Raw genomic sequence first — 22,232 nt, forward strand, 5'->3', positions numbered from 1 at the left:
ACTTCTTTCCTTAGTTATTCCTTCTAATAGCTTAATATCTTTGATTGGTCTATAGTCCATAGTTCATAGTTTCACTTTTCCCAATAGTAACTATTGACTGAAGCCGCACTCAGCACTCATTACTCAGCACTCAGCACTCATTACTCAGCACTCATTACTCCAAAATCAATAATACTTCTGCCGTTGGCGAAAATTGGCTACCGATTCTACTATTCCTAGTGCCATGAAATTCGTCAACATTGCCGATCGTCCGTAACTCATCCAAGGTAACGGTATCCCCGCTACAGGTGCTAAACCTACAGTCATACCAACATTAACAATCAATTGAAACACAATCATCGACAAAACACCGATCGCCAATAACGAACCAAAATTATCTTTGGCTGTTTGAGCAACGTGTAGCAACCGCCAGCAGATCAAACAGAAAATAAATAAAACAACTAAACATCCAACGAAACCAAATTCTTCCCCTACAGCCGAAAATATAAAGTCTGTATGTTGTTCAGGAACGAAATTCAGTTGTGTCATCGGCCCTTTAAACAAACCCCAACCCCACATTTCACCTGCACCGATAGCAATGCGTGATTGATGTTGGTGATAACCAGCTCCTAATATATCCTGATCAGGACGTAGAAAGGTTGTCAGTCGGGCTTTTTGATAATCCCTCAAAATATGATTCCAGGCGAAAATTCCTAGTTCACCACCTATCATATTAATAGCTCCAGCACCAATTCCAGCCATACCAAACCGTCGCCAAGGCAGAGTGAACCAAGCCAAAATGCCCATAGCTATCGACCAAAGAATGCCTAAAGGCCCTAGTGCGATTTCATGAAAAACTACTAATGGTTCTGATAACGGCCAAGATGTACCAAATAAAATGGCTGCAATCACGGGAGATACTAACAAAATTAACCAACCTGGATTAGCATTTGCCCAATACAACATTCCTAATACTATTGATCCAAACACTAGAGATGTTGCCAAATCAGGTTGCACAAATACCAATAACCAAGGTAGGGCTGTAAAAGCTAAAGCTCGGCAAAAATTAGGTAGAGTAGCTGCCGTATTTTTGTGTAATAGAGCCGCTAACGTGATGATTACTCCCACTTTGGCGAATTCTGAGGGTTGGACGTTAAAACCCGCAATATTAATCCATCGCTGTGCGCCTTTAGCACTAGTCCCAGCAATCATCACCGCAATTAGACTGAAGTTAGTAATTGCGTATGTTACCCAATGCCATTGCAGTAAATTCTCGTAACGAAAGCGACAAATAAATAACGCAATTAAAGTACCTATACCAGCAACTAACCAATGCCACCACCAATCTGTTACAGGTTGCTTCAGTTCAGTGCTAAGAATCATGAGTCCGCCAAAGAAGCTGACTCCCACAGGCAGAATAAATAAGAGCCAATCTATCTGCTGCCAAGGTTTAACCCAATACTGCCAACGAATTTTAGGAAGCGAACGTTTCAATAACATTTTGATTGTTGATTAGGGATTGGGGATTGGGGATTGGGGACTGGGGACACTTCGACAAGCTCAGTGCTTCGCTGGGGACTGGGGATTGGGGATTGGGGACGAGAAAGACAAGGTAGACAAATTTTATCCTAATACTTAATTACCTATGCCCCATGCCCTATGCCCCATGCCCTATGACCTATGCCCCATGCCCCATACCCTATGCCCCATGATTATTAATAACTCTGAATTCCCAAGCTTTCACTCAGGAATTAGACAAAAATTAAGATTTACTATGTGAGAGCAGCGACAGAAACTTTACCGGCGATATTTAAGGCGATCGCTTTTAAAGCTTTGGCTGAGGCTGAATCTGGATCAGCGACAACTATCGGTACGCCATTATCACCACCAATTCTAGTGGAAATCTCTAGGGGAACACAGCCTAATAAGGGAACTCCTAATTCGGCTGCGGTTTTAGAACCACCACCAGAACCGAATATATCGTATTGTTTATCTGGCATATCGGGAGGAATGAAATAGCTCATGTTTTCTATCATTCCCAATACCGGCACGTTCATTTGCTGGAACATCCGCAAACCTTTACGAGAATCTAACAGTGCTACAGTTTGTGGTGTTGTGACAATCACAGCCCCAGACATCGGTACAGACTGAGTTAGGGTTAACTGAGCATCACCAGTTCCTGGTGGCATATCCACAATTAAATAGTCTAGTTGTCCCCATTCCACTTGATAGAGAAACTGGCGAATCACACCATTGAGCATAGGCCCACGCCAAATGACTGGCTGATCTCGGTCAATGAGAAAACCCATTGAAACTAATTTGACACCATGATTAAATGCTGGTTCTAAAACTTCACCTTTGTCTGTAGAACGCACCACAATTTGAGCGTCCGCTAGTCCTAACATGGTGGGATCATTTGGCCCGTATATATCCGCGTCTAATAAGCCGACTTTCGCCCCTGTTTGAGCTAATGCGACAGCGACATTCACCGCCACCGTGCTTTTACCGACACCACCCTTACCACTAGAAACAGCAATAATATTTTTCACCCCTGGAACACCATTGCGGTCAGGTAAGCTTTTTTGTTGTGGTGTTTCTGCTGTGACCTCGACACTGACATCCGTTACCCCAGGTAGCTTTTTCACAGCTTTTTCACAGTCTTCCACGATAAATTCCCTTAAGGGACAAGCGGGAGTTGTTAAAACCAAAGTAAAGCTGACTTTACCACCTTCAATTTTGACGTTGCGAATCATGTTGAGTTCTACAAGACTCTTACGTAGTTCAGGGTCTTGTACTGGCCGCAACACTTCTAAAACAGATTGGGAATCGAGGACATCGTACATAACAATTCAAAATGCAAAATTAAAAATTCAAAATGTAAAGCAATTATTGCTTGGTGTGTTCTCTGCGATCGGCGTAACAAAATTTAAAAAACTTTTATTATCACCTAATAGAATCTTAACTTTCTTTAGGTATCTAAAGATGAGAAGCCCAGAATTGGCAATGCAACACCCTGCCAACTAAGACTGGGATGCAAGTTTCTCCTTAACCCAAGCACGAAAAGCACGAGTAGTAGAAACTTCCCCATTTTGTTTAGCTGCTGAAATAAATTGGGGAATCTCCCTCACTGGGACAGGTGCAAAAGTCATACTCATTGGCACTTCTGAATATTGTCCGTCTGTAAGTTGATAAATTCTTAATGTAGTGCCGTTATAACGCCAAAACTCAGGAACTCCCATCGCTGCATACAGCTTCAATTTGTCTATTGCAGAGCGAGAATATTCCACCTCTAGCACCAAATCAGGCGGTGGGTCAGTGGCTAGGTCAATATTTTCTTTATTTCTCACTAAAGCTTCATTTTGGATATAGTAGCTACTATCTGGCTCTGCTCCCCGTTCTAAATCATCCCGCGTTAAAGTCAAAGAACCAGAACGTTTAATTTCTAAACCAAATTCTTCACAGAGCGCAAACACAAAACCTTCTATTAAACGGTTTGAGTTTTCGTGTGGCATCAGTGGAGACATAATTTCTAATATTCCATTGTCGTAAGCCAGTCGGGAACTGCGCTCTGTACCCATCTCCAGAAGCATAGTTTTAAAAGTTTGCCAGCTGATGTTGTGAAGTAAACTTCTAGTTTCTGCTGGGTGTGTTATCGCCACCATAGTTGATTTCTCCCCAGGATATTGGCTGATACCAAGAGTTTGCCATATTTTGCAATAGTTGGTTTGGTGAACGACAGCCATTGAGACTTTCACTCAAATTGACTCAGGGTGTAGGGTGCGTCAGTTCAAGAGAAGCTAACTATAGTCAGAAATTATTTATACTGACGCACTCTACCCAACTAAATATCCTGAGCAAAAAAAGACACCACAAAGCTGGACAGCTTGTGGCTTATCTAAATTTATTCCATTTAAAGTTGAAAACCAATTTCTCAATTATCGCTTGGGTGTACCTAAACCCCGACGTTCCAGAACTTGGCGCACCTGTGGACTGGGTGTGTAGTTATAGCCGTAAGCTGAGTTTTCCGAATCATCCATAATTTGCGGTGTGAGAAGTACAATCACTTCTCGACGTTCATTGGTTCTGTTTGTACTTCTAAAGAGTGAACCAATCAGAGGAATGTCCCCCAAGATAGGGATTTTAGACACACTTGTCCGGTCTTGGTCTTGAATAATACCTGACAAAATTAGTGTTTGACCATCTCGCAGGCGAATCAAACCAGAATTCAAAGAACGTTCCGATACCAAGAAAATTGTTTGGCTATTACCAGAAACATTGAGTACAGCTGAAGATTGGGGTGCTTTGACAACTGGAGCAACTGATAAGGACAGAAAACCATTATCATCAATCCTATCAAGTTTGACAGCTAGAGTTAAACCTACATCAGTTTTTTCGGCTGTTACTGTTTGGGTGGAAGTTCCATCACCGCGAGTTGTTTCACTCTTAATGTTTCCTACCACTTCTTGAGTGAGTTTGACATTAGCAGTTTGACCTTCCTGCACAATTAAAGTCGGATCAGTCAAAATCTTGGCATTACCATTTGTCACTTGAGCCTGCAAACTAGCAAGAAGACGTTTGGGAAACTGGTATATGGTGGGTAAGCTATAGGTATAGGTACTAGGAGTAGCACCAGTAATCTGGCTAGCATATCTAGTTGGTTCACCAGTTACAGGATCAAATTCTACTGGTACAGCAGTCACTGTACCGGCTGTGCCTTCTGTGTAGCTACTTAGTCCTGGTTGTGTAGGATTACTGCTGACACCTGCACTTGGTGTTCCTGTATTGGGATTGTTAGGATCTAAGAAAATATTGGCACTACTGAGAGGGTTACTGGTTGTTGGTGTACTAGTAACACTATTGGCAACTTCTGTACCAGTAGCCGGCCGAGAGCCGCCAAAGTTAAAGGTGGCTGCCCCACCATCCACAGAGAAGTAGTTATTCCCAATACCAAAGGAAAAACTCGCGCTGTAGTCTTGGTTGCCTGTGAGGTTAACATCGATAATTTTGACATTAACGACCGCCTGACGACGGCGAATATCAAGTTGAGTTAATTGAGTCATCGCCATCTCAACTAACTTCGGAGGGCCAATTAATGTCAAAGCATTGGTACGCTCATCCCCTAAAGCCTGTAAACCCCGCAGTAGTGGAGTCGAATCTGTATAGTTAATTCGTTGAGTTTCTACTCTAGTTTCTGTAGTAGTCTGGGTTTGGGTTACGGGTGCAACGCCAGTTCCTACAGGTACGGCACTAACATTAGTAACTTGACGTTCCCGGCTCACAGCTGTTTCTGCACCTAAGCCGACCAGAAAATTTAAAGCCACTCCCACACTGACTTGATTAAGTCGCAAGCTCCGCATAACTACGTCGCGTGTGGAGTTAGGCAGTTTTGGCCCTACAAAAATTGTCCTGTTGCTGCGGTTAGCTTCTAAACCACTCAGGCGCAAGACGTAGTTAAATACATCCTGCACAGGTTCATTTTCTATGTCTAGAGAGATGGTTTGCTGAATTGCTTGCCCATCTTTACTACCTTCACCACCGATATAAGCCAAGTTGAGATTAGCCGCGCGCGCCAGCAATGATAAAACTTCACGCACTGGCGCATCCCGCAACACTAAACGCGGCACTCGTTCCTGTGTGCCTAAATCTATAGTGCTAGGAGAAGCATCTGTAACGGCAACAGCAATGTCTCCCACTGGCGGGGGAACGGCTCTGGGTAATAATGGTGGTGCTTGGCTAACAGGTTGACCCACACCTGCTGGTTGTGCCGGTCTACCGTCAATAGTGATTTCCGGGTTAGGGACAAGCACATTGGGGACTGCGCCTGGTTGAGCCGCCGTAGCTCCAGGGGTTGGTGTAGATGCTGGTGGTGTTGGGGTAATTGGCACTGATGCTGTAGTCCCAGTTGATGGGCTGTAGCTGAGGGTAATACTGTCAGATTTTCTGACTACAGGTTGACCACTAGGTGCATCATTATCACCAGTGACTATTACCCGAATACTATTAGCATCAAGTTGGACAACTTCAACAGAGGCAATTCCAGGAGCTGGTTTTTCTTGGCGAAAATTATTGCCCTGCTTTAAACGCAACTGGGTGTTGATGATATCGGAAACTAAGGTATTACCTCTTTTCGTCGTAAAAACTTGGGGACGAGAGCCAGCAGAGGTTTTTAAAGTCACGCTTACTCCGCCATTAACGGGAGCTAATTTGACTTCATTAACTTGTGTAATCTGTGCTGATACTGGTTGTGCCGCCAGAAATAATAAAGTAGCAGCACCCAAAATAAAATTATTACCGTGAAACTGTTTCACAGTTCATTCCTCACCTAATAAAGTCATTAGTTGTTAGTCGTTAAGGTTTTTCCCCTGGAATTACTTCTTAGGTGCAGCTTTAGCCGCCTCCGCAGTAAGTTCTTCTGGACTTAGGGGCATTAATGCTTGTAATTGAAAAGATGTCGTAATTGGTGCAGGCCCTATCCTCCGCACAGGTTTACCGAATTTATCTGTAGCTTGGATATTGGCTAATGCTGATTGATAGTCTTTAACTATTAGTAATGGTTGTAGACGTTCGATATTCCGAATGATTGATTGTGTTTGTTCGTATGTGCCGATAATTTCGATGTTGACGCTACTGCGTTTGAGTTTGCCGTCAACTGCAACTCCTAATGAGCCATCCTTGACAATTTCGGGTTTTTCTGTGGCTGGGACAAACTTTTGGAGTTTGGCTTTGACGGTATTTAAGGAATTTGCAGAGCTACCAGATTCTACTAAACGATTGAGATCCAATAGTAGGGTATCCAGGGTTTTTTCGTCGGAGAATAAAGCTAAAACCTGTTGCTTTTGTTTTTTTGCTTGGTCTAACTCTTCTTTGATTTTGCCAATTTGTTTGACAGTGGCTTGCTTTTGCTGAATTTGCCCTTGGAGGTCGTTGCTTTGTGCTTGCTTTTGCTGATAGGCTTCCCAAGCAGGCATAAGTATATTCAGCAGCATATAGATAGCTCCAGCTAAACCTACGACTGCCACTAAAATACCGATGATTTTGGGTGTAAATGCAATACCAAAAACCACAGGATAGGATGGTGCGCCTGATTCTAAATCTGCGGCGTTTTCGGCAAAATTTAAATCTTCACTCAGCGTCATCGTGTAATGACTCCTGTTTTTTGCATACTACGAATGCGGGAGACGAGTCCCACCGTGCCTTTCTGCTCTAGTTCCCGAATCAATTCTGAAGCAGGAACATCACTAAGACGAGATTGAATTGTATATCTAACTACTTGGGGTGGTTTGATGACTACACCACTTCTAGTAGTGGTGGCTGTAACTGGTGCATCTACTAAAGTGGCGGTGGTAATTCTGCTTTCGGAAGATTTTAAGAACCGCGACTGTTGCAGACTTAATAAAAAGTCGTTGACATTATCGAAAGAACGAGCTATTCCGGTAATTTCTATGCCTCCGGCGGGGTTAGGTGGTGGTTGTCCTTCTACTGGGGCTAGAGGTGGAATTTGCTTGATATTTTCAATTTGTACTGTTGGAGGAATGCGATCGCGCACATCTTCTAACATGGCTGACCAAGGACGAATTTGGTCAAATACTGTCACTAAGCTTTGGGTTTCTGCTTTGACGGCAGCTGCTTGTGTTTTAATTTGGTTAATATTGGTGATTTCTGCGTCTAATTTTTTGCTTTGTTCTTCCAGTTGAGCAATTGACTGCTCTATTTCACTGGTTTTACCTTGCACGAGCCATAACCCAATTCCCACCAATACTGGTAAACCTACGCCCACCGTTACCCCTAGATATACCGGGGTGAGATTCCCTGATGGTAATTTTACTCCCGGACTTTTATCAGCTTTGGGTTGGTAGGCTGGTCGGTCTTTGAGAAAGTTAATATCTAAACTGTACATTCAATTACACCTCCCGCATTCCTAAACCCAGGACAATTCCTAAACCCGAACGCTGTTGAGCAGGATATTTTTGTTCATCGACTTGTAAGGACAAAGAGCCAATTGGATCTACTTGGGTAGTAGGTATGCTGAGTCTTTGGGTAAAGAATTCATCTATGTGTTGGAGTCCGCCCCCAGGCCCTGCTAAGAAGATTTGTGCTACCTCTATGTTTTCACTTTGATTGAGGTAGAAATCTATGGAACGGCGTAGCTCATCTGTAAGTTCTCCTAAGATTCGCAATACGCCAGCCATTCCCGGATTAGTTTCTGTAACTCCGGTTTTATCAGCATCTACGGGTGTGACAGGAATCGCCATTTCATACAAAAGTTCCATATCCCGTGATGTTGGTAGACTCATGGCTCTAGCTAAAGCCATTTGCATTTGGTAGGTACCTATGGGTACAGTCCGAGAAAATTGGGGGATACCGTTGACGATAATGGCTATTTCCGTGCTGTCAAATTCGATATCAACTAAGACAGCTGCTTCTTGGGGGCTGAGTTCTCGTAAATGGCGATCGCGGATTGTCCGAATGAGTGCAAAACTGTTAATCTCTAAAACATTAATTTGCAATCCTGCTTGCTCAAAGGTACTAATATATGTATCTGTCACCTCCTTGCGGGTAGCAACTAGCAGCACTTGTACTTTTTCGATGCCATCTTCATCTACAAAGTACCCAAGTTTTTGATAATCTACATCAGCTTCCTCACGAGGATAGGGTAAATACAAGGCTGCTTCATGGTTTAACACCATATCTCGGAGTTCTTTATCGTCTAACTCTGCCGGTACAGGAATAATCCGTACAACCGAATCTCGTCCTGGTACGCCGGTGGATACACGAGAAGTCTTGATTTTACTTTCAGCTAAAGCTTGCTGAATAAGTTGCGCCATAGCTGGGGGATCAGTAATTTGACCATCAGTGACAATCCCTTCTGGAACTGGTACTGATGTTAAAGATTCGAGTTTCAAGCCTTGACGCTGCTTGCGTAGTTGCACTACATTGACTCGTTCTGGTGCGATTTCCACACCTACCCCTCTATGAGATTTGCCAAACAGACTACTGAAACTTTTTACCACAGTAATGCCCGCCAAACTGCAAAATTAAAAATTTAAATGTTACTTAAGTAGTCATTTCGTCATCAGTCATTAGTCACTAGTAAATTAGGCTATTGACTGTTGAATTTGGACTTTTGACACCTAATCTTTTTAGCCTATAATCTCGACAATTCTGCATAAGCTTTTTAACTTCATCAAGCGTGAAAATACTGGTAAAATGATGCAATTACGAAAATTCCCAAAGCTAGTCGCTTTCATCATGTTAGGTTTACTGACTAGTTGGATTGTCAGTTGCAGCGATGGCAAAGTTAATACCAATAATCAACCAGCTGCTTCTGGAACAGCCAAGATTGAGTTTTGGACAATGCAACTCCAACCGAAATTTACAGACTACTTCCAAAGCTTAATTGCCAACTTTGAGTCACAAAATCCTGGTATAAAGGTAAACTGGGTTGATGTGCCTTGGACAGCGATGGAGAACAAAATTTTAACAGCTGTCTCCGCAAAAACGCCACCTGATGTTGTTAACCTCAATCCAGATTTTGCCTCTCAATTAGCGGGTCGAAATGCTTGGTTAGATTTAGACACAAAAGTTCCAACAGCAGACCGTTCCGCCTATCTACCGAATATTTGGAAAGCTGGTACACTCAACGGCAAAAGCTTCGGTCTTCCTTGGTATCTCACCACAAAGCTGACTATTTATAACACTGATCTCTTAAAGCAGGCAGGTATTAATCAACCTCCCAACACTTACGCACAACTAGCACAACAAGCACAACAAATTAAAGACAAAACAGGTAAATACGCCTTTTTTGCGACTTTTGTTCCCCAGGATTCCGCAGAGGTGCTGCAATCATTGGTGCAGATGGGAGTGACTTTAGTGGATGCAGAAGGTAAAGCCGCTTTTAATACGCCTCAAGGTAAAGCAGCGTTTCAGTATTGGGTAGACCTGTATAGAAAAGGGTTATTACCGAAAGAAGCACTAACTCAAGGACATCGCCACGCGATTGATTTATACCAATCTGGTGAAACAGCATTCTTAGCTTCGGGGCCGGAGTCTCTCCAAAATATCGCTACCAATGCGCCAAAAATTGCTCAAGCTTCTGCGATCGCACCCCAATTGACCGGTGATACAGGTAAGAAAAATGTAGCAGTGATGAATATCGTCATTCCCCGTGAAACAAAACAACCTGATGCGGCGGTAAAATTTGCTTTATTTGTCACCAATAATGAGAATCAGCTAGCCTTTGCCAAAGCCGCAAATGTTCTTCCATCCACAACTCAAGCTTTAGCTGATAGTTACTTTAAAGATGTTCCTGCTAATGCTTCTACAGTCGAAAAAGCTAGAGTTGTCAGCGCGCAACAACTACAACAAGCAGAAGTTTTAACTCCTCCATTAAAAGATATTAAAAAGCTGCAAAAGGCAATTTATGAAAACCTACAAGCAGCAATGTTAGGAGAAAAAAATGTAGATCAAGCAGTTGCAGATGCAGCTAAGGAATGGGATAATCGGTAGCAGTAATACCAATTCGCAATTCGCAATTCGCAATTCGCAATGGACTAACGCCCCGCTACGCTGACGCAATTAAGAAAGTCGGTTTCAAGCCAATACACTTCAATTAAACCTAACATTTGGTGTTTGTGAAGTAAGAAAAAGTTCGTAGTAAGGACTTCAGTCCTCATCTAAGGACTAAAGTCCTCTCTACGAGACGCTGCGCGTAGCTTGCTTCCCCGGAGGGGTACACTACAAACTGTTTTCTTAACTGAACTGTATTGTGTTTCAAGCTTTGCATCTGTTGCTTAATTTTGGAGAATTGGTATAAAACCGTGAAAACCAAGATACTGGACTTCTTCGAGAAGTCTGGTATCTAGACACTGCAAGTTCTCACAAATCAGATATAACTGCTATGTAAATAAAGTAAACTTCACCTTTTACCTTTTACAGTTTGCCTTTTACCTTATTGTCTAGATTGTCGAATAGGAATTTGAATGATAAATTTTGCCCCTATTCCTGGTGTAGAGCAACATTCCAATTTACCCCCATGTAATTCAATAATAATTCTGTAGCTAATTGATAAACCTAAGCCTGTACCTTTACCGACATCTTTAGTGGTGAAGAATGGGTCAAATAATTTAGCTTTCACTTGCTCATCAATTCCTCCTCCATTATCAGCAATAATAATTTCCGCCCAATTATCATCAATGACTTGTGTAAAAACCTCAATTTGAGGAGTTTGTATACACTGCCCATCACTTTTTATATTTTTAATTACTTTCTCTTCTAACGCATCAATAGCATTAGCAATAATATTCATAAATACTTGATTAAGCTGTCCAGGATAACATTCGATTAACGGTAATTTTCCATAATGACGGATCACTTTAACGCCATGTAAATTATGAGGTGATGGCTTAATACGGTTGTTTAAAATTACTAAAGTGCTATCAATACCTTCGTGAATATCAACAGTTTTAAAATCAGCTTGATCTAGACGGGAAAATGTTCTGAGAGATTTCACTATCTCACAGATACGCTCTGCACCTACCATCATTGATTGGAATAATTTAGCTGAATCTGTTTTGATAAATTCTAATTCAATTGCTTGAATTTTGTTTTTAATTATGGCTACAGGTTCAGTATAGAATTGCTGATAAAGTTCGACTAAATCTAGTAAATCTTGAATATAATTATTAGCATAATTCAAGTTTCCATAAATAAAACTGACAGGATTATTAATTTCATGGGCAATACCTGCAACTAAAACTCCGAGAGCTGACATTTTTTCAGATTCTACTAGTTTCAGTTGTAGAGTTTTGAGATTGACTAAAGTAGTTTCTAGTTCTTGAGTGCGGCTTTCTAGAGCTATTTGTGAAGTTTCTAACTCCCGAATCACATTTTTAAGCACTGCTTCTCTGACTTCACTAGCATTTTCTAGCTGTTCACGATCAGCTTCTGAACGTTGTAGTTTTTTTTGCAAAATCCGAACTGTTTTTTCGAGTTCTTTAATTTTGCTTTCGTTGTCTATAGATTCCATAAACCTTCATTTTGTACCTAGCAGTAGGGTGACAAAGGTTTCTTGATGATAGTAAGTTGAACCCTGTGATTCTAAGGGAGCAAATTCACCATAGGTGTAGAACCCACAAATAGGTATGTCTTTTGCAAGTTCGCTTTTGATCATTTGATATTCTTCTTTAGCTTTTGTCCCTAAAAGCCAACGACGACAACAGCAGGAAAAGAGTAAAATGGCATCGGGTTCTGTACCAGGATAACGTGCAAGCGCAGTCTGAAGTGAACTTTTCACAGAACAAAGAATTTCTTCCCGATTAAAATCTGTCATTTGCACAATGGCTTGTTCTGGAACATCCCCTAAGAAGTTGATGCTACCAGTTTGCGGATCAAAAGTATTGGGAACGCGCATATAATAGCGATCGCTATCTCCCTCATACACTGCTAAGGGATTTTCTGCGGTTGGTGTGCGATCGCCTAAATATCGCTGATAAAATTCCAATGCTGATACTCCATCAATTTCGTACAAAACTGTTCCTTGAGATTTGGTTATAACACTCCTGCGTCCCATCGGTTCCCAACCACAAGCAGTTCCGTAGGAAAATAGAATATCTCCAGCAAAAATTAGAATAGGTAAGGAGTCAGTCAATACTTCGGTTTGAAAAAATTGATAGGTAGTCTGAAATCTAAATTGATCGCCAGCCGCACCACCTACAATGGGTATATCAGAACCCAAAGCCGACTTTAAACCCTCTAAAATTAATCCCCCGTTAGTAGTAGAACCATCTGCTAGATAGCTAGCCGGTAGCGGTATACATAACTGAGCAGGTTTATCGGATTTTTCTTTGGCTTTTTGAACTGCTTCCTGAGCAGCATTTAAAGGATTGGCTTTCACTCCATATCCCAAACCCGCATGAATTTCTACAGTATCAGAACAAAACAGCATCAGTGTTAAAGAATCTTGTTGAAACCCTAAAATTGACGACATTTCGCCATCCGTAGTACAACCAATCAAGTCTATTTCAGGAAATACTGCGGAGATTTTTTGCAAGATTAAAGCATGATCAAAATCAATAGCTGCAAATAACATAGCAGCCTGCGGTGGAATATCTGTTAAATCACTTAAATCATGGACGCATTTTGCTAAAACTTCTTCAATAGCGGCTTGACTATCAGGATCATCACTATGTCCAACAACAACTTTCAGCATATTTACCTCTTAAGTAATTTCAATAATTAAAGCTAATTTAAAATTTTGCAGCATAATTATGCTAGTTTTTCTAATTCAAACTCCCATTAGTAAAAACTCATTATAATGTATATAAAAACAACCGTATATTATCTATTAAATACGGTTTTCTCTTTGGGTTGAGATATGAAGATAGAGAATATAAGATGCCTCTAAACTAGAATTAACTAAATTTAGTTTTCCCAGTAAAGATAGTAGATGAACATAAATCAATACAAATTTTTATTAAAGTTGTTCTTCCATTTCTTTGACAAAAATTAAATTTTACTGAATAAATTTCCTATTAAATAAAGAGAACCGCACACAACGACTAAACCATCACCAGGAGTCAATGCTGCATCTATCGCCGATATTTCATCAGCATAAGTTTGACAAGAGTACAAATCTGGACAAATATCACAGGCTAACTTGGCTAATTCTGTAGGATTAGCTGAAGCGTTATCTGGTACTGGGACTAAATATAATCGGTCATTTGGTTTTAGTAAAACTTGAAAAATATCAGCATGATCTTTAGTAGATAACATCCCCATGACCCAAGTTATATTTTGAGGGTTGAGACTATCTACATAATCACGTAGGACTCTAGCGGCGGCTGGATTATGTGCGCCATCAATTAAGAGTTGATGATTTTTCCAATTAATCCATTGCATTCGCCCTGGCCACTTAGTTTTAGCCATACCATTAGTAATTGCTGTGGCAGAAATATTCCAGCCTTGCTGTTGAAGAATTTCTAAAGTAGCTAAAGCTAAAGCAGAATTATGTAATTGTATTTGTCCCTGTAAAGGTAGAGGATATTGAATGAAATTGGCATCGAAAATAGACTGATATTCTGCCCATCCTGATTGGATTTCTCGTCCAGGTTGGGGCGTGATCACGGGACATTGTAATTCTTGAGCGCGCGATCGCACAACTGCTTGAGCATCCGGTGGTAATACTCCCACCACAGCCGGACACCCAGGCTTTAAAATCCCAGCTTTTTCTCCAGCGATATCAGCCACAGTAGGGCCTAACTGCTGCCAATGTTCCCTGCTAATGGAAGTAATTACCGTCACCAGTGGCTGAGATATCACATTAGTAGCATCCAACCGTCCCCCTAAGCCTACCTCTACCACAGCTACATCAACTTGCTGCCTAGCAAAATACAACCAAGCTGCGGCGGTAATAATTTCAAATTGAGTAGGGGACTGCTCAGAGCTAACAGCATTCTTTACTTCTGTTAATAATTCGTAAAGTTCCGCAGCAGAAATTGGCTGTTCATTCAGACAAATGCGTTCTGTCCAACTCACCAAATGAGGAGAAGTGTAACGTCCTGTACGATAGCCTGCTTGAGTCAGAACAGATGACAAATAAGCACAAACCGAACCTTTGCCGTTTGTGCCAGCCACATGAATCACACTGACTTGGTGATGGGGGTTTCCCAGGTTTGCTAACAGTGCGTTAATCCGTGAAAGTCCGAGGTTAACGCCAAAATGTTGAAATGATTGGAGTAGAGAATCTATATTCACGATCAGGTATTGGCTGAAACTACCTTGACATAGTTAACAACAGCCTAACCTTCTGTTTCATCTGTGAGCAAACTATTGGGATCAATGCCTTGAGATTGTAAGTAGGCTATTAGGCGTTCTTTTTGTTGACGTTCCTGTTCAGCGCGTTGTTTTTCCTGTTCAGCCCGTTGGCGTTCCTGTTCAGCGCGTTGTTTTTCCTGTTCAGCCCGTTGGCGTTCTTGTTGCACCATCTCTACAGCCCAGGGTAACAAATTACCCGATTCATCCCACCATCGCAACCAATAACCAGTTCTCCCCTCTTTCGTCCCGCGCCAAGTTCCTAAATATAATCCTATAGTCGCTATCCAATGGCGACCATTTTCATCTGGTTGCTTTAACTCATAGCGTCCATTTTCTAGTTGATGAAACTCCAATAATCCACCATCTGGGTCAAAAATGATGTAAATGGGGATTTGTAAAATTTGTTCGTAGAAAAACCACTTCCCTGGCGGGTAGGTGCGCTTTGATGAATACTCTTCCCCTTCTGTCTGGGATAAAAATTCCATGACTATGGCAGGAATTTCTCCTTCTAAGTGAGGAGTGTAGCTGGTGCGATCGCCTACAATTTCATTTACACGGGGAATATATAACCAATCTGGTGCTTTAGCGATAAATTGCCCATTCACAGTGGCACAAATCGCAAAATTCGAGGCGATTAACATTTGCTCTTGGATGAACCCAATAATTTCTAAGCTTTCACACAAAGCACCAGCCAGGATTGGCTGACCAGTATTTTCCGCCGGTTTATCCCCTAGCTTAAAATCTTCGGGCAATGGTTGCCAACAAATATCTAGTGTGGTGATTTGGGCTACCATAAGCAAGGTTTTGGCATTTTTCTAAATTGTATCACTGAATTGGTACAGCTAATCCAGTATTCAGTACAACGAGTAATCCCAGTCCCCAAAATTAACAAAACCGACTGTTACAGTGAAAATAACAGCCGGTAATCAATTTGGTAATCTTAAATTAGAGTTTAGGCTTCTCTGTTCAAAAAGCTTTGAACTTGTCTGAGAGCCGCAGCACCGATGTTGAACAAAGCCCAGCCACCAGCAACAGCGATGGGAGCTAAAACGATCGCTACGCGAAAATCAATACCATCCATTTCTAGTACCCCTCTATCAAAGTAGAAATTAAAGTTTTATCAACTACTCTCATTTTTATTTTTAGCTGAAGTGGGCAATTTTGCTAGGGGGTTTTGTAAAGAAACATTAAATAGTTGGTTGATAGTCATTAGGGATTGGGGATTGGGGATTGGGGATTGGGGACTGGGGACTGGGGACTGGGGACTGGGGATTGGGGACTGGGGGACAAGGTAGACAAGGTAGATTTTAATGCCCTATGCCCTATGCCCTATGCCCTATTCCCAATGCCCAAATTTCTAAGCAAACCCCAAATCCGTTCCCTTGTCGGCGTGGACTAAAGCTAACTTTTTGTAACGTTCGGCGTGTTCTATGAGGTTGGCGGCTTCTTCTTGTGTAACTTGGCGAAGAATTTTGCCGGGAATGCCTACAACTAGGGATAAGGGGGGTATATTCTTGGTTACTACTGCACCAGCACCGATGATGCTACCTGCTCCTACTCTGACTCCATCTAAAACTACTGCGCCGATACCAATTAGACAGCCGCGCTCAATATGGGCTGAATGTACAACAGCACGATGTCCTACTGTCACATGGTCTTCTAAAATTGTGGGCAACCCAGGATCACCATGCAAAATAGCCCCGTCTTGAATATTTGTGCATTCGCCAATGTCAATGCGTTCTACATCTGCTCGCACAACTGCACCATACCAAATGCTGACTCCGGCTGCTATGTTGACTGAACCCATGACAACGGCGTTGGCTGCAATGAAAGCGGCTTGAGAAAAATCGGGAGAAGGCCAGTAAGAAACGGTAGACACGATAGAATAGGAATAAGGTACCCAGGAACACTGGAGAGGCTCCATCCTTGGAGACTGGTTGCAAAACCAGAATATCACAGTGTCATTCCTCTTCGCGGAGGAAGACAATCCGTAAAAGTTGTTCTCGCTTCATGTTTTTGATGTGCAGTCGAGAATGATTTCTCCCTGGTGATAGAGCCGGAGTGTAAAATCCAACCCACTGGTGCTGGTGAATACGAAAATACGTTTGTACGCACTTCATGATGAATCCAGGCTTGCAGTACCCTATATTCGGAGCTGATATACAGTGTCCCCATTGTCGGCAAACTATTCCGGCACTGACACTAACTGATACTTATTTATGCCCTCGTCATGGCGCGTTTGAAGCTAATCCCAAAACTGGAGAGTTAGTTCATCTACAGTCTGGGCGACATTGGCGACGGTGGAACAATGAGTGGTATAGACAGCATACTCATCCTGATGGCATTCGGTTTGAAATCCACGAAGCCTTAGACAAACTATACACCCAAGGCTATCGAGCGACACGAGTGATCATCGCCAGACGTTATCAGGAGTTGATGAGTGGCTATTTAGAACGCAGTACACCTTGGCGTTCTGGACAGCAAGAAGCATCATCTGCAAGGCTATACGGCTTACCTGTAGAATTTAGTCCTGATCCAGCCGAAGATCCTTGCTGGGAAGTGATTAATTTCGATTTAGATAAAGAACCGGGTGTGCCGGTGCGCTACCCTTATTTCAGATTGTTTGAATAAACTTGATTTCATCAAGTTTATGGGTATAAGGGTGTAAGGGTGTGAGGGTGTAGGGGTCGAATTGATTATCTGATTCCCCCTTCCCAATCCCCAGTCCCCAATCCCTAATCCCCAATCTCCAAAATGCACCACGCCTCTATTCGGACTGCGAATATCCATCACGCGATCGCTTTTTATGAAATTCTAGGTTTTACAGTCTGTGAACGCTTCACCACAGGCTACACCCTCGCTTGCTGGATGGAAGGATTAGGCGGAAGAATTGAATTAATTCAAATACCCCAACCCAAACCCGCACCGGATGCGTTTGGTGATGAGCATTATGTGGGTTACTATCACCTATCGTTTGATTTAACGGAAATTACTGAAGATTTACCAGGGTGGTTGACAAATTTACAAAAACGAGTAGCATTATCAGTAGAATTACCACCTTTAAAAATTCTTTTAGAACCGACTCAACAGCAAATAGGCGATCGCATTTTAGAAGTAGCCTTTATTGCCGATACGGATGGCTTACCTTTAGAGTTCATCCGATTTTTAAGCAAACAACATTAGTTTCTCGTTTTTATTTTGTCTTTTTATATACATTTATTGCTATCGTCAAGGTAACATATTTATTCAAGAGAATGAGAATATTCTCGGCAATAACTATAGAGAATGATTTTATTTAATACATCTACCACAGCAAATGTCTATATTATCAGCTGCCTATAGATATCGTTTTCATCTATTGCTGTTTGTTGTTTCATTAATGACCTTATTATTTCTTGGCAATGCGCCTGCTAAGAGTCAAGATATAAGTACCCTAAATCGTGAGAGAAACCAATTAACATTAGTGACCAAAAATTCCCAAGATTTAAAATTAACGGAAAATGTCCACAGAACTGTTTTAGAAAATGGACTAACTGTTCTCATTAAAGAAGTTCATACAGCTCCTGTAGTGAGTGTGCAAGTATGGTACAAGTTTGGTTCACGCCAAGAAGCACCAGGAGTCAACGGTATTGCCCATCAACTAGAACATATGATGTTCAAAGGTACAACCAACCGTCCGACTCAATTTGGCTGGTTGTTTAGTGCTTTGGGTAGTGACTCGAATGCTTTTACAAGCTATGACCAAACAGCATATTACGGCACAGTCGAACGAGACAAGCTCAAAGCATTGCTAGTTCTAGAAGCCGATAGAATGCAGAATGCTCTCATGGATAGTGAACACTTAGCTAGCGAGAAGCGGGTAGTCATTTCGGAGTTACAAGGTTACGAAAATAGCCCAGAATATCGACTCAGTCGTGCTATTTTACGGTCAGTATTTCCCAATGGTTACGGTTTACCTGTAGGTGGTACTAAGGCTGATGTCGAAAAATTCCAGATTGAGCAAGTCCGCCAATACTATCGTCAGTTTTATCATCCTGAAAATGCCGTTTTAATCATTGTCGGCGATTGCCAAGCTCAAAAAACTCTAGCTACAGTCAAGGAAATCTTTGGTAATATTCCCAAGGGTCAACAGTCAGTAGTCAATGGTCAACAGTCAGTAGTCAATGGTCAACAGTCAGTAGTCAATGGTGCTAAGTCGCCAATCTTGTTACGAGAACAGGGTTCAGCTTCATTATTGCAGGCTTTGTATCCCTTACCATCTGCAAATCATCCAGATATGCCGGCTCTAGAAGTGGCAGATTATATTTTGACAGAGGGTAGAAATTCCCGACTATATCAAGCTTTGGTGGAATCGGGTTTAGCCACTGATATTTCAGGTGCAGTGGTGAGTTTACAGCAAGGTGGGTGGTATGAGTTGCTAGTCACGGCTGATCCTGATGAAGATGTGAGTAAGCTGACACCTGTGGTGAACCAGGCGATCGCAAAACTGACTAAAACAGGAGTCACCGCCGCCGAGTTAGCTAGAGCTAAAAGACAGTTAGAATCTGCGACTATTTTGAGTAACCGTAGTATTACTGATCAAGCCATGCAGTTAGGCAATGATGAGACAACTACGGGTGATTATCGCTTTACAGACCATTATTTAGCGGCTGTGCATCAAGTTACCTCCGCAGATGTTAAAGCTGTATTAAAGAAATATCTGCGCCCATCTGCACGGAAAGTGGGAATTTTTCAACCAATTACCAATCAAAATAAAGAAATCGCCTCAAAACAGCCACCTCCACAAACTAAGGAAAATTTGTCTGGTAATTTACCCACTTTGCCAGCTGAGATGCTGCGCTACTTACCAGTCATTGAACATGATGAACAGGTTAACAATAAGACATTGCAAGTACCACAGCAGTTTACCCTAGCTAATGGTTTACAGGTATTATTATTAAGCGATCGCTCGACACCCACCATTACTTTAAGTGGTCATATCCAAGCAGGTACAGAATTTGACCCAGGAGAACAAGTAGGATTAGCTGCACTAGTAGCAGATAGCTTGATGAGTGGAACCAAAACCAAAAATGCTGTTACCCTAGCGAAAGCCTTGGAAGACAGAGGCGCGACTTTAGATTTTGAAGCTTATCGGAATGGCGTACAAATAGAGGGTAATAGTCTGGCGGAAGACTTACCAGTATTAATTAAAACCTTAGCAGATGCCCTAAAAAATAGTACATTTCCGCAGAAAGAGTTGGAATTAAATCGTCAGCAAGCCTTAACAGACTTGAAAGTAGAACTAGATGATCCAGCCGCAGTGGCGCGCAAAATATTTTTGCAATCGATTTACCCCAAAAAACATCCTCTACATAAGTTCCCCACAGCCGAGAGTCTGCAAAGTATTAAGAGAAAAGATGTGATTGCTTTCCAAAACAAATACTATCGTCCAGATAGTATGGTGTTAGCACTGGTGGGAGATTTTGACACAGAAGAAGTGCGATCGCTAATTCAACAAGAGTTTGGTGATTGGCGTGCTAGTGGTTCACCCCCCAAAGTCGAATATCCCCAAGTATCCAACCCCAGTAATTTAGTACGAGTTAACCCAGTAATTCCAGGTAAAGCCCAAGCTATCACCTACATGGGTTATACAGGAATCAAACGCCAAGACCCTAGATTTTACAGTGCTTTAGTATTGAATCAAATATTAGGCGGCGATACATTATCTAGTCGCCTGGGTGCAGAAATCCGCGATCGCCAAGGACTCACCTACGGAATTTACAGTCACTTCCAAGCGGAAAAAGACTTTGGCACATTTTGGATTGAAATGCAAACCAGTCCAGAAGATGCTAATCAAGCGATCGCTAGCACCCGTAAATTACTACAAAACGTCCATCAACAAGGTGTTACAGCCACAGAATTAGAAATGGCTAAACGTAGTCTGACTGGTAGTTATCACGTTTCTTTAGCAGATCCAGAAGAATTAACTAGTAACATCCTGATGAATCAGGTGTATGGTTTAGACAAAACAGAATTACACACCTACACTCAAAAAATTCAACAAGTTACCCTGACAGAAGTGAATCAAGCCGCCCGTGAATTACTACATCCTGATAATCTGGTTGTAGTGACTGCTGGCCCTCCTATCTTGGCTCACAGATAGTGGGCATGGGGCATGGGGCATGGGGCATGGGGCATTGGGCATTGGGAGACAAGGTAGACAAGGTAGGCAAGGAAAAAGAGTGTCAACCACTAATGACTAATGACTAATGACTAATGACTAATGACTAATGACTATTGACTATTGACTATTGACTATTGACTATTGACTATTTCGCCACAAAAAATAAGCTAACTTAAAAATAGATAGTATTTCTCAACTAAACTTTTAGTAAAACACAGCAAAATTAGCTCTAAGGCGCAAGTAATCATTAGTTTCCCATGAACATCCTCACCAATTTACTTTCTCAAGTACCTAAACCCGTAACACCTAAACAACGCCGAGGAATTGAAATTAAATCGCCGCGTGAAATTGATATTATGCGGCAATCAGCAAAAATTGTTGCTACTGTCCTCAAGGAAATTTCGGAGTTAGTCAAGCCAGGTATGACTACAGCCGATTTAGATGCTTACGCAGAAAAACGTATCCGTGAAATGGGTGCAACACCTAGTTTTAAGGGATATCACGGCTTTAAAGGTTCTATCTGTGCCAGCATTAATCATGAAGTAGTGCATGGTATCCCTAATCCGAAAAAAGTCATTCGGGCTGGGGATGTCTTAAAAGTAGATACAGGTGCTTACTATCAAGGATTTCATGGTGATTCTTGCATTACTATCGCTGTGGAGGAAGTCACCCCAGAAGCTGCTAGATTAATTCGCGTTGCGGAAGAAGCACTTTATAAAGGTATTGAACAAGTCAAAGCAGGTGCATACTTATTAGATTTAGCCGGTGCCATTGAAGATCATGTGAAAGCACATGGTTACACTGTGGTGGAAGAATTCACCGGACACGGTGTCGGACGTAACTTACATGAAGAACCGTCTGTATTTAACTACCGTACAAGAGAAATGCCGAATGTGAAACTGCGTGCTGGTATGACTTTGGCCATTGAACCCATTTTAAACGCAGGTTCTAAACATACACGCACTTTATCAGATAGATGGACGGCTGTAACTGTAGATAATTCCTTATCAGCACAGTTTGAGCATACAGTCTTAGTGACAGAAACTGGTTATGAAATTTTGACCGATCGCACCAAAATTTAATAGCAGAATATAACCAAAAGCGATACCGTAGGTATCGCTTTTTGCTGACAAACAAAAACTTTTGTAAAACCAAATTGCAAAAGGTGGGAATTTGCAGATTATCTACTGTAATGCCACCTTTATCATCCTGACTTTTCACGTTATGTGGAAAAGTTAACGCAAAACCTAACCCCCTAGCCCCCTTCCCTACTAGGGAA

At 41.9% G+C, this 22,232-nt stretch carries 21 protein-coding genes; 6 read left to right on the forward strand and 15 right to left on the reverse strand.

Going from position 1 to position 22,232, the window contains the following annotated elements; all coding sequences use genetic code 11:
• Positions 1-165: 165 nt before the first annotated feature.
• The 7 genes from rodA to pilM form a co-directional block, all read right to left on the reverse strand.
• Positions 166-1,479: a rod shape-determining protein RodA gene (gene rodA, locus CV014_RS03370; RefSeq protein WP_236140729.1), complete on the reverse strand. Its 1,314-nt coding sequence runs from the start codon at positions 1,477-1,479 to the stop codon at positions 166-168.
• Between the two features lie 272 nt (positions 1,480-1,751).
• The gene (locus tag CV014_RS03375; protein WP_236140730.1) at positions 1,752-2,822 is read right to left on the reverse strand and encodes an Mrp/NBP35 family ATP-binding protein; all 1,071 of its coding nucleotides are present in this window, start codon (positions 2,820-2,822) and stop codon (positions 1,752-1,754) included.
• Between the two features lie 177 nt (positions 2,823-2,999).
• Positions 3,000-3,641 carry a Uma2 family endonuclease gene (locus CV014_RS03380; RefSeq protein WP_236140731.1) on the reverse strand — a complete coding sequence of 214 codons (642 nt, stop codon included), beginning with the start codon at positions 3,639-3,641 and terminating at the stop codon, positions 3,000-3,002.
• A gap of 273 nt (positions 3,642-3,914) precedes the next feature.
• Entirely contained in the window at positions 3,915-6,287 is a 2,373-nt protein-coding gene (locus tag CV014_RS03385) for a type IV pilus secretin family protein (protein WP_236140732.1), read from the reverse strand.
• A 60-nt stretch (positions 6,288-6,347) separates the two neighbouring features.
• Positions 6,348-7,115, reverse strand: a complete 768-nt coding sequence (locus tag CV014_RS03390) for a pilus assembly protein PilO (protein WP_236140733.1) — start codon at positions 7,113-7,115, stop codon at positions 6,348-6,350.
• Positions 7,112-7,876: a PilN domain-containing protein gene (locus tag CV014_RS03395; protein WP_236140734.1), complete on the reverse strand. Its 765-nt coding sequence runs from the start codon at positions 7,874-7,876 to the stop codon at positions 7,112-7,114. Before CV014_RS03395 ends, CV014_RS03390 begins: the two co-directional genes overlap by 4 nt.
• A gap of 4 nt (positions 7,877-7,880) precedes the next feature.
• Positions 7,881-8,990 (reverse strand): type IV pilus assembly protein PilM, encoded by a 1,110-nt coding sequence (gene pilM / locus CV014_RS03400; protein WP_236140735.1) that lies wholly within the window; start codon positions 8,988-8,990, stop codon positions 7,881-7,883.
• 196 nt (positions 8,991-9,186) lie between these two features.
• Here pilM and CV014_RS03405 point away from each other — a divergent pair, with 196 nt between their 5' ends.
• On the forward strand, positions 9,187-10,485 hold the full coding sequence (locus CV014_RS03405) for an ABC transporter substrate-binding protein (RefSeq protein WP_236140736.1): 1,299 nt from the start codon (positions 9,187-9,189) through the stop codon (positions 10,483-10,485).
• A gap of 442 nt (positions 10,486-10,927) precedes the next feature.
• Here the strand turns inward: CV014_RS03405 and CV014_RS03410 are convergent, their stop codons facing one another.
• From CV014_RS03410 to CV014_RS03430, 5 genes are all read right to left on the reverse strand, one after another.
• Positions 10,928-12,004, reverse strand: coding sequence for a sensor histidine kinase (locus tag CV014_RS03410; protein WP_236140737.1), 1,077 nt, complete (start codon positions 12,002-12,004; stop codon positions 10,928-10,930).
• Positions 12,005-12,010: 6 nt separating this feature from the next.
• The gene (locus tag CV014_RS03415; RefSeq protein ID WP_236140738.1) at positions 12,011-13,186 is read right to left on the reverse strand and encodes an FIST signal transduction protein; all 1,176 of its coding nucleotides are present in this window, start codon (positions 13,184-13,186) and stop codon (positions 12,011-12,013) included.
• 296 nt (positions 13,187-13,482) lie between these two features.
• Entirely contained in the window at positions 13,483-14,730 is a 1,248-nt protein-coding gene (locus tag CV014_RS03420; protein ID WP_236140739.1) for a bifunctional folylpolyglutamate synthase/dihydrofolate synthase, read from the reverse strand.
• A 44-nt stretch (positions 14,731-14,774) separates the two neighbouring features.
• The gene (locus CV014_RS03425) at positions 14,775-15,584 is read right to left on the reverse strand and encodes a Uma2 family endonuclease (protein ID WP_236140740.1); all 810 of its coding nucleotides are present in this window, start codon (positions 15,582-15,584) and stop codon (positions 14,775-14,777) included.
• Between the two features lie 158 nt (positions 15,585-15,742).
• A complete protein-coding gene (locus tag CV014_RS03430; RefSeq protein WP_103139319.1) occupies positions 15,743-15,871 on the reverse strand; it encodes a photosystem II protein Y in 129 nt (42 codons plus the stop codon).
• Between the two features lie 135 nt (positions 15,872-16,006).
• Here CV014_RS03430 and CV014_RS03435 point away from each other — a divergent pair, with 135 nt between their 5' ends.
• The gene (locus CV014_RS03435) at positions 16,007-16,189 is read left to right on the forward strand and encodes a hypothetical protein (RefSeq protein WP_236140741.1); all 183 of its coding nucleotides are present in this window, start codon (positions 16,007-16,009) and stop codon (positions 16,187-16,189) included.
• On the opposite strand, the gene CV014_RS03440 is transcribed toward CV014_RS03435, so the two are convergent.
• Positions 16,148-16,669 (reverse strand): gamma carbonic anhydrase family protein, encoded by a 522-nt coding sequence (locus tag CV014_RS03440; RefSeq protein WP_103140834.1) that lies wholly within the window; start codon positions 16,667-16,669, stop codon positions 16,148-16,150. The genes CV014_RS03435 and CV014_RS03440 overlap by 42 nt on opposite strands.
• Positions 16,670-16,751: 82 nt before the next feature.
• Positions 16,752-16,910: a hypothetical protein gene (locus tag CV014_RS03445; RefSeq protein WP_236140742.1), complete on the reverse strand. Its 159-nt coding sequence runs from the start codon at positions 16,908-16,910 to the stop codon at positions 16,752-16,754.
• Between CV014_RS03445 and CV014_RS03450 the strand changes: the two genes are divergently transcribed.
• Entirely contained in the window at positions 16,909-17,421 is a 513-nt protein-coding gene (locus CV014_RS03450; protein WP_103139318.1) for a TIGR02652 family protein, read from the forward strand. The genes CV014_RS03445 and CV014_RS03450 overlap by 2 nt on opposite strands.
• On the opposite strand, the gene CV014_RS29845 is transcribed toward CV014_RS03450, so the two are convergent.
• Complete coding sequence (locus CV014_RS29845) at positions 17,405-17,536, reverse strand: hypothetical protein (RefSeq protein ID WP_268964472.1); 132 nt, start codon at positions 17,534-17,536, stop codon at positions 17,405-17,407. The genes CV014_RS03450 and CV014_RS29845 overlap by 17 nt on opposite strands.
• 8 nt (positions 17,537-17,544) lie before the next feature.
• Between CV014_RS29845 and CV014_RS03455 the strand changes: the two genes are divergently transcribed.
• The 3 genes from CV014_RS03455 to map all read left to right on the forward strand — a co-directional run bounded on the left by CV014_RS03455 (position 17,545) and on the right by map (position 22,035).
• Positions 17,545-17,973 carry a VOC family protein gene (locus tag CV014_RS03455; RefSeq protein WP_236140743.1) on the forward strand — a complete coding sequence of 143 codons (429 nt, stop codon included), beginning with the start codon at positions 17,545-17,547 and terminating at the stop codon, positions 17,971-17,973.
• A gap of 133 nt (positions 17,974-18,106) precedes the next feature.
• Complete coding sequence (locus CV014_RS03460; protein ID WP_236140744.1) at positions 18,107-20,932, forward strand: M16 family metallopeptidase; 2,826 nt, start codon at positions 18,107-18,109, stop codon at positions 20,930-20,932.
• 278 nt (positions 20,933-21,210) lie between these two features.
• Positions 21,211-22,035: a type I methionyl aminopeptidase gene (gene map, locus CV014_RS03465; RefSeq protein WP_236140745.1), complete on the forward strand. Its 825-nt coding sequence runs from the start codon at positions 21,211-21,213 to the stop codon at positions 22,033-22,035.
• Positions 22,036-22,232 lie beyond the last annotated feature (197 nt).

It is taken from the genome of Nostoc sp. CMAA1605, from assembly GCF_021596505.1.
In the GTDB taxonomy this organism is placed as follows: Bacteria; Cyanobacteriota; Cyanobacteriia; order Cyanobacteriales; family Nostocaceae; genus Trichormus.

Bases quoted from the DNA above. Each gene is read 5' to 3' on its own strand.
- CV014_RS03430 (WP_103139319.1), bottom strand. From the start codon at position 15,871: ATGGATGGTATTGATTTTCGCGTAGCGATCGTTTTAGCTCCCATCGCT.
- CV014_RS03395 (WP_236140734.1), bottom strand. From the start codon at position 7,876: ATGTACAGTTTAGATATTAACTTTCTCAAAGACCGACCAGCCTACCAA.
- CV014_RS03410 (WP_236140737.1), bottom strand. From the start codon at position 12,004: ATGGAATCTATAGACAACGAAAGCAAAATTAAAGAACTCGAAAAAACA.
- CV014_RS03460 (WP_236140744.1), top strand. From the start codon at position 18,107: ATGTCTATATTATCAGCTGCCTATAGATATCGTTTTCATCTATTGCTG.
- CV014_RS03405 (WP_236140736.1), top strand. From the start codon at position 9,187: ATGATGCAATTACGAAAATTCCCAAAGCTAGTCGCTTTCATCATGTTA.
- CV014_RS03425 (WP_236140740.1), bottom strand. From the start codon at position 15,584: ATGGTAGCCCAAATCACCACACTAGATATTTGTTGGCAACCATTGCCC.
- CV014_RS03390 (WP_236140733.1), bottom strand. From the start codon at position 7,115: ATGACGCTGAGTGAAGATTTAAATTTTGCCGAAAACGCCGCAGATTTA.
- rodA (WP_236140729.1), bottom strand. From the start codon at position 1,479: ATGTTATTGAAACGTTCGCTTCCTAAAATTCGTTGGCAGTATTGGGTT.
- CV014_RS03415 (WP_236140738.1), bottom strand. From the start codon at position 13,186: ATGCTGAAAGTTGTTGTTGGACATAGTGATGATCCTGATAGTCAAGCC.
- CV014_RS03380 (WP_236140731.1), bottom strand. From the start codon at position 3,641: ATGGTGGCGATAACACACCCAGCAGAAACTAGAAGTTTACTTCACAAC.
- CV014_RS03455 (WP_236140743.1), top strand. From the start codon at position 17,545: ATGCACCACGCCTCTATTCGGACTGCGAATATCCATCACGCGATCGCT.
- CV014_RS03445 (WP_236140742.1), bottom strand. From the start codon at position 16,910: ATGAAGTGCGTACAAACGTATTTTCGTATTCACCAGCACCAGTGGGTT.
- CV014_RS03450 (WP_103139318.1), top strand. From the start codon at position 16,909: ATGATGAATCCAGGCTTGCAGTACCCTATATTCGGAGCTGATATACAG.
- map (WP_236140745.1), top strand. From the start codon at position 21,211: ATGAACATCCTCACCAATTTACTTTCTCAAGTACCTAAACCCGTAACA.
- CV014_RS03375 (WP_236140730.1), bottom strand. From the start codon at position 2,822: ATGTACGATGTCCTCGATTCCCAATCTGTTTTAGAAGTGTTGCGGCCA.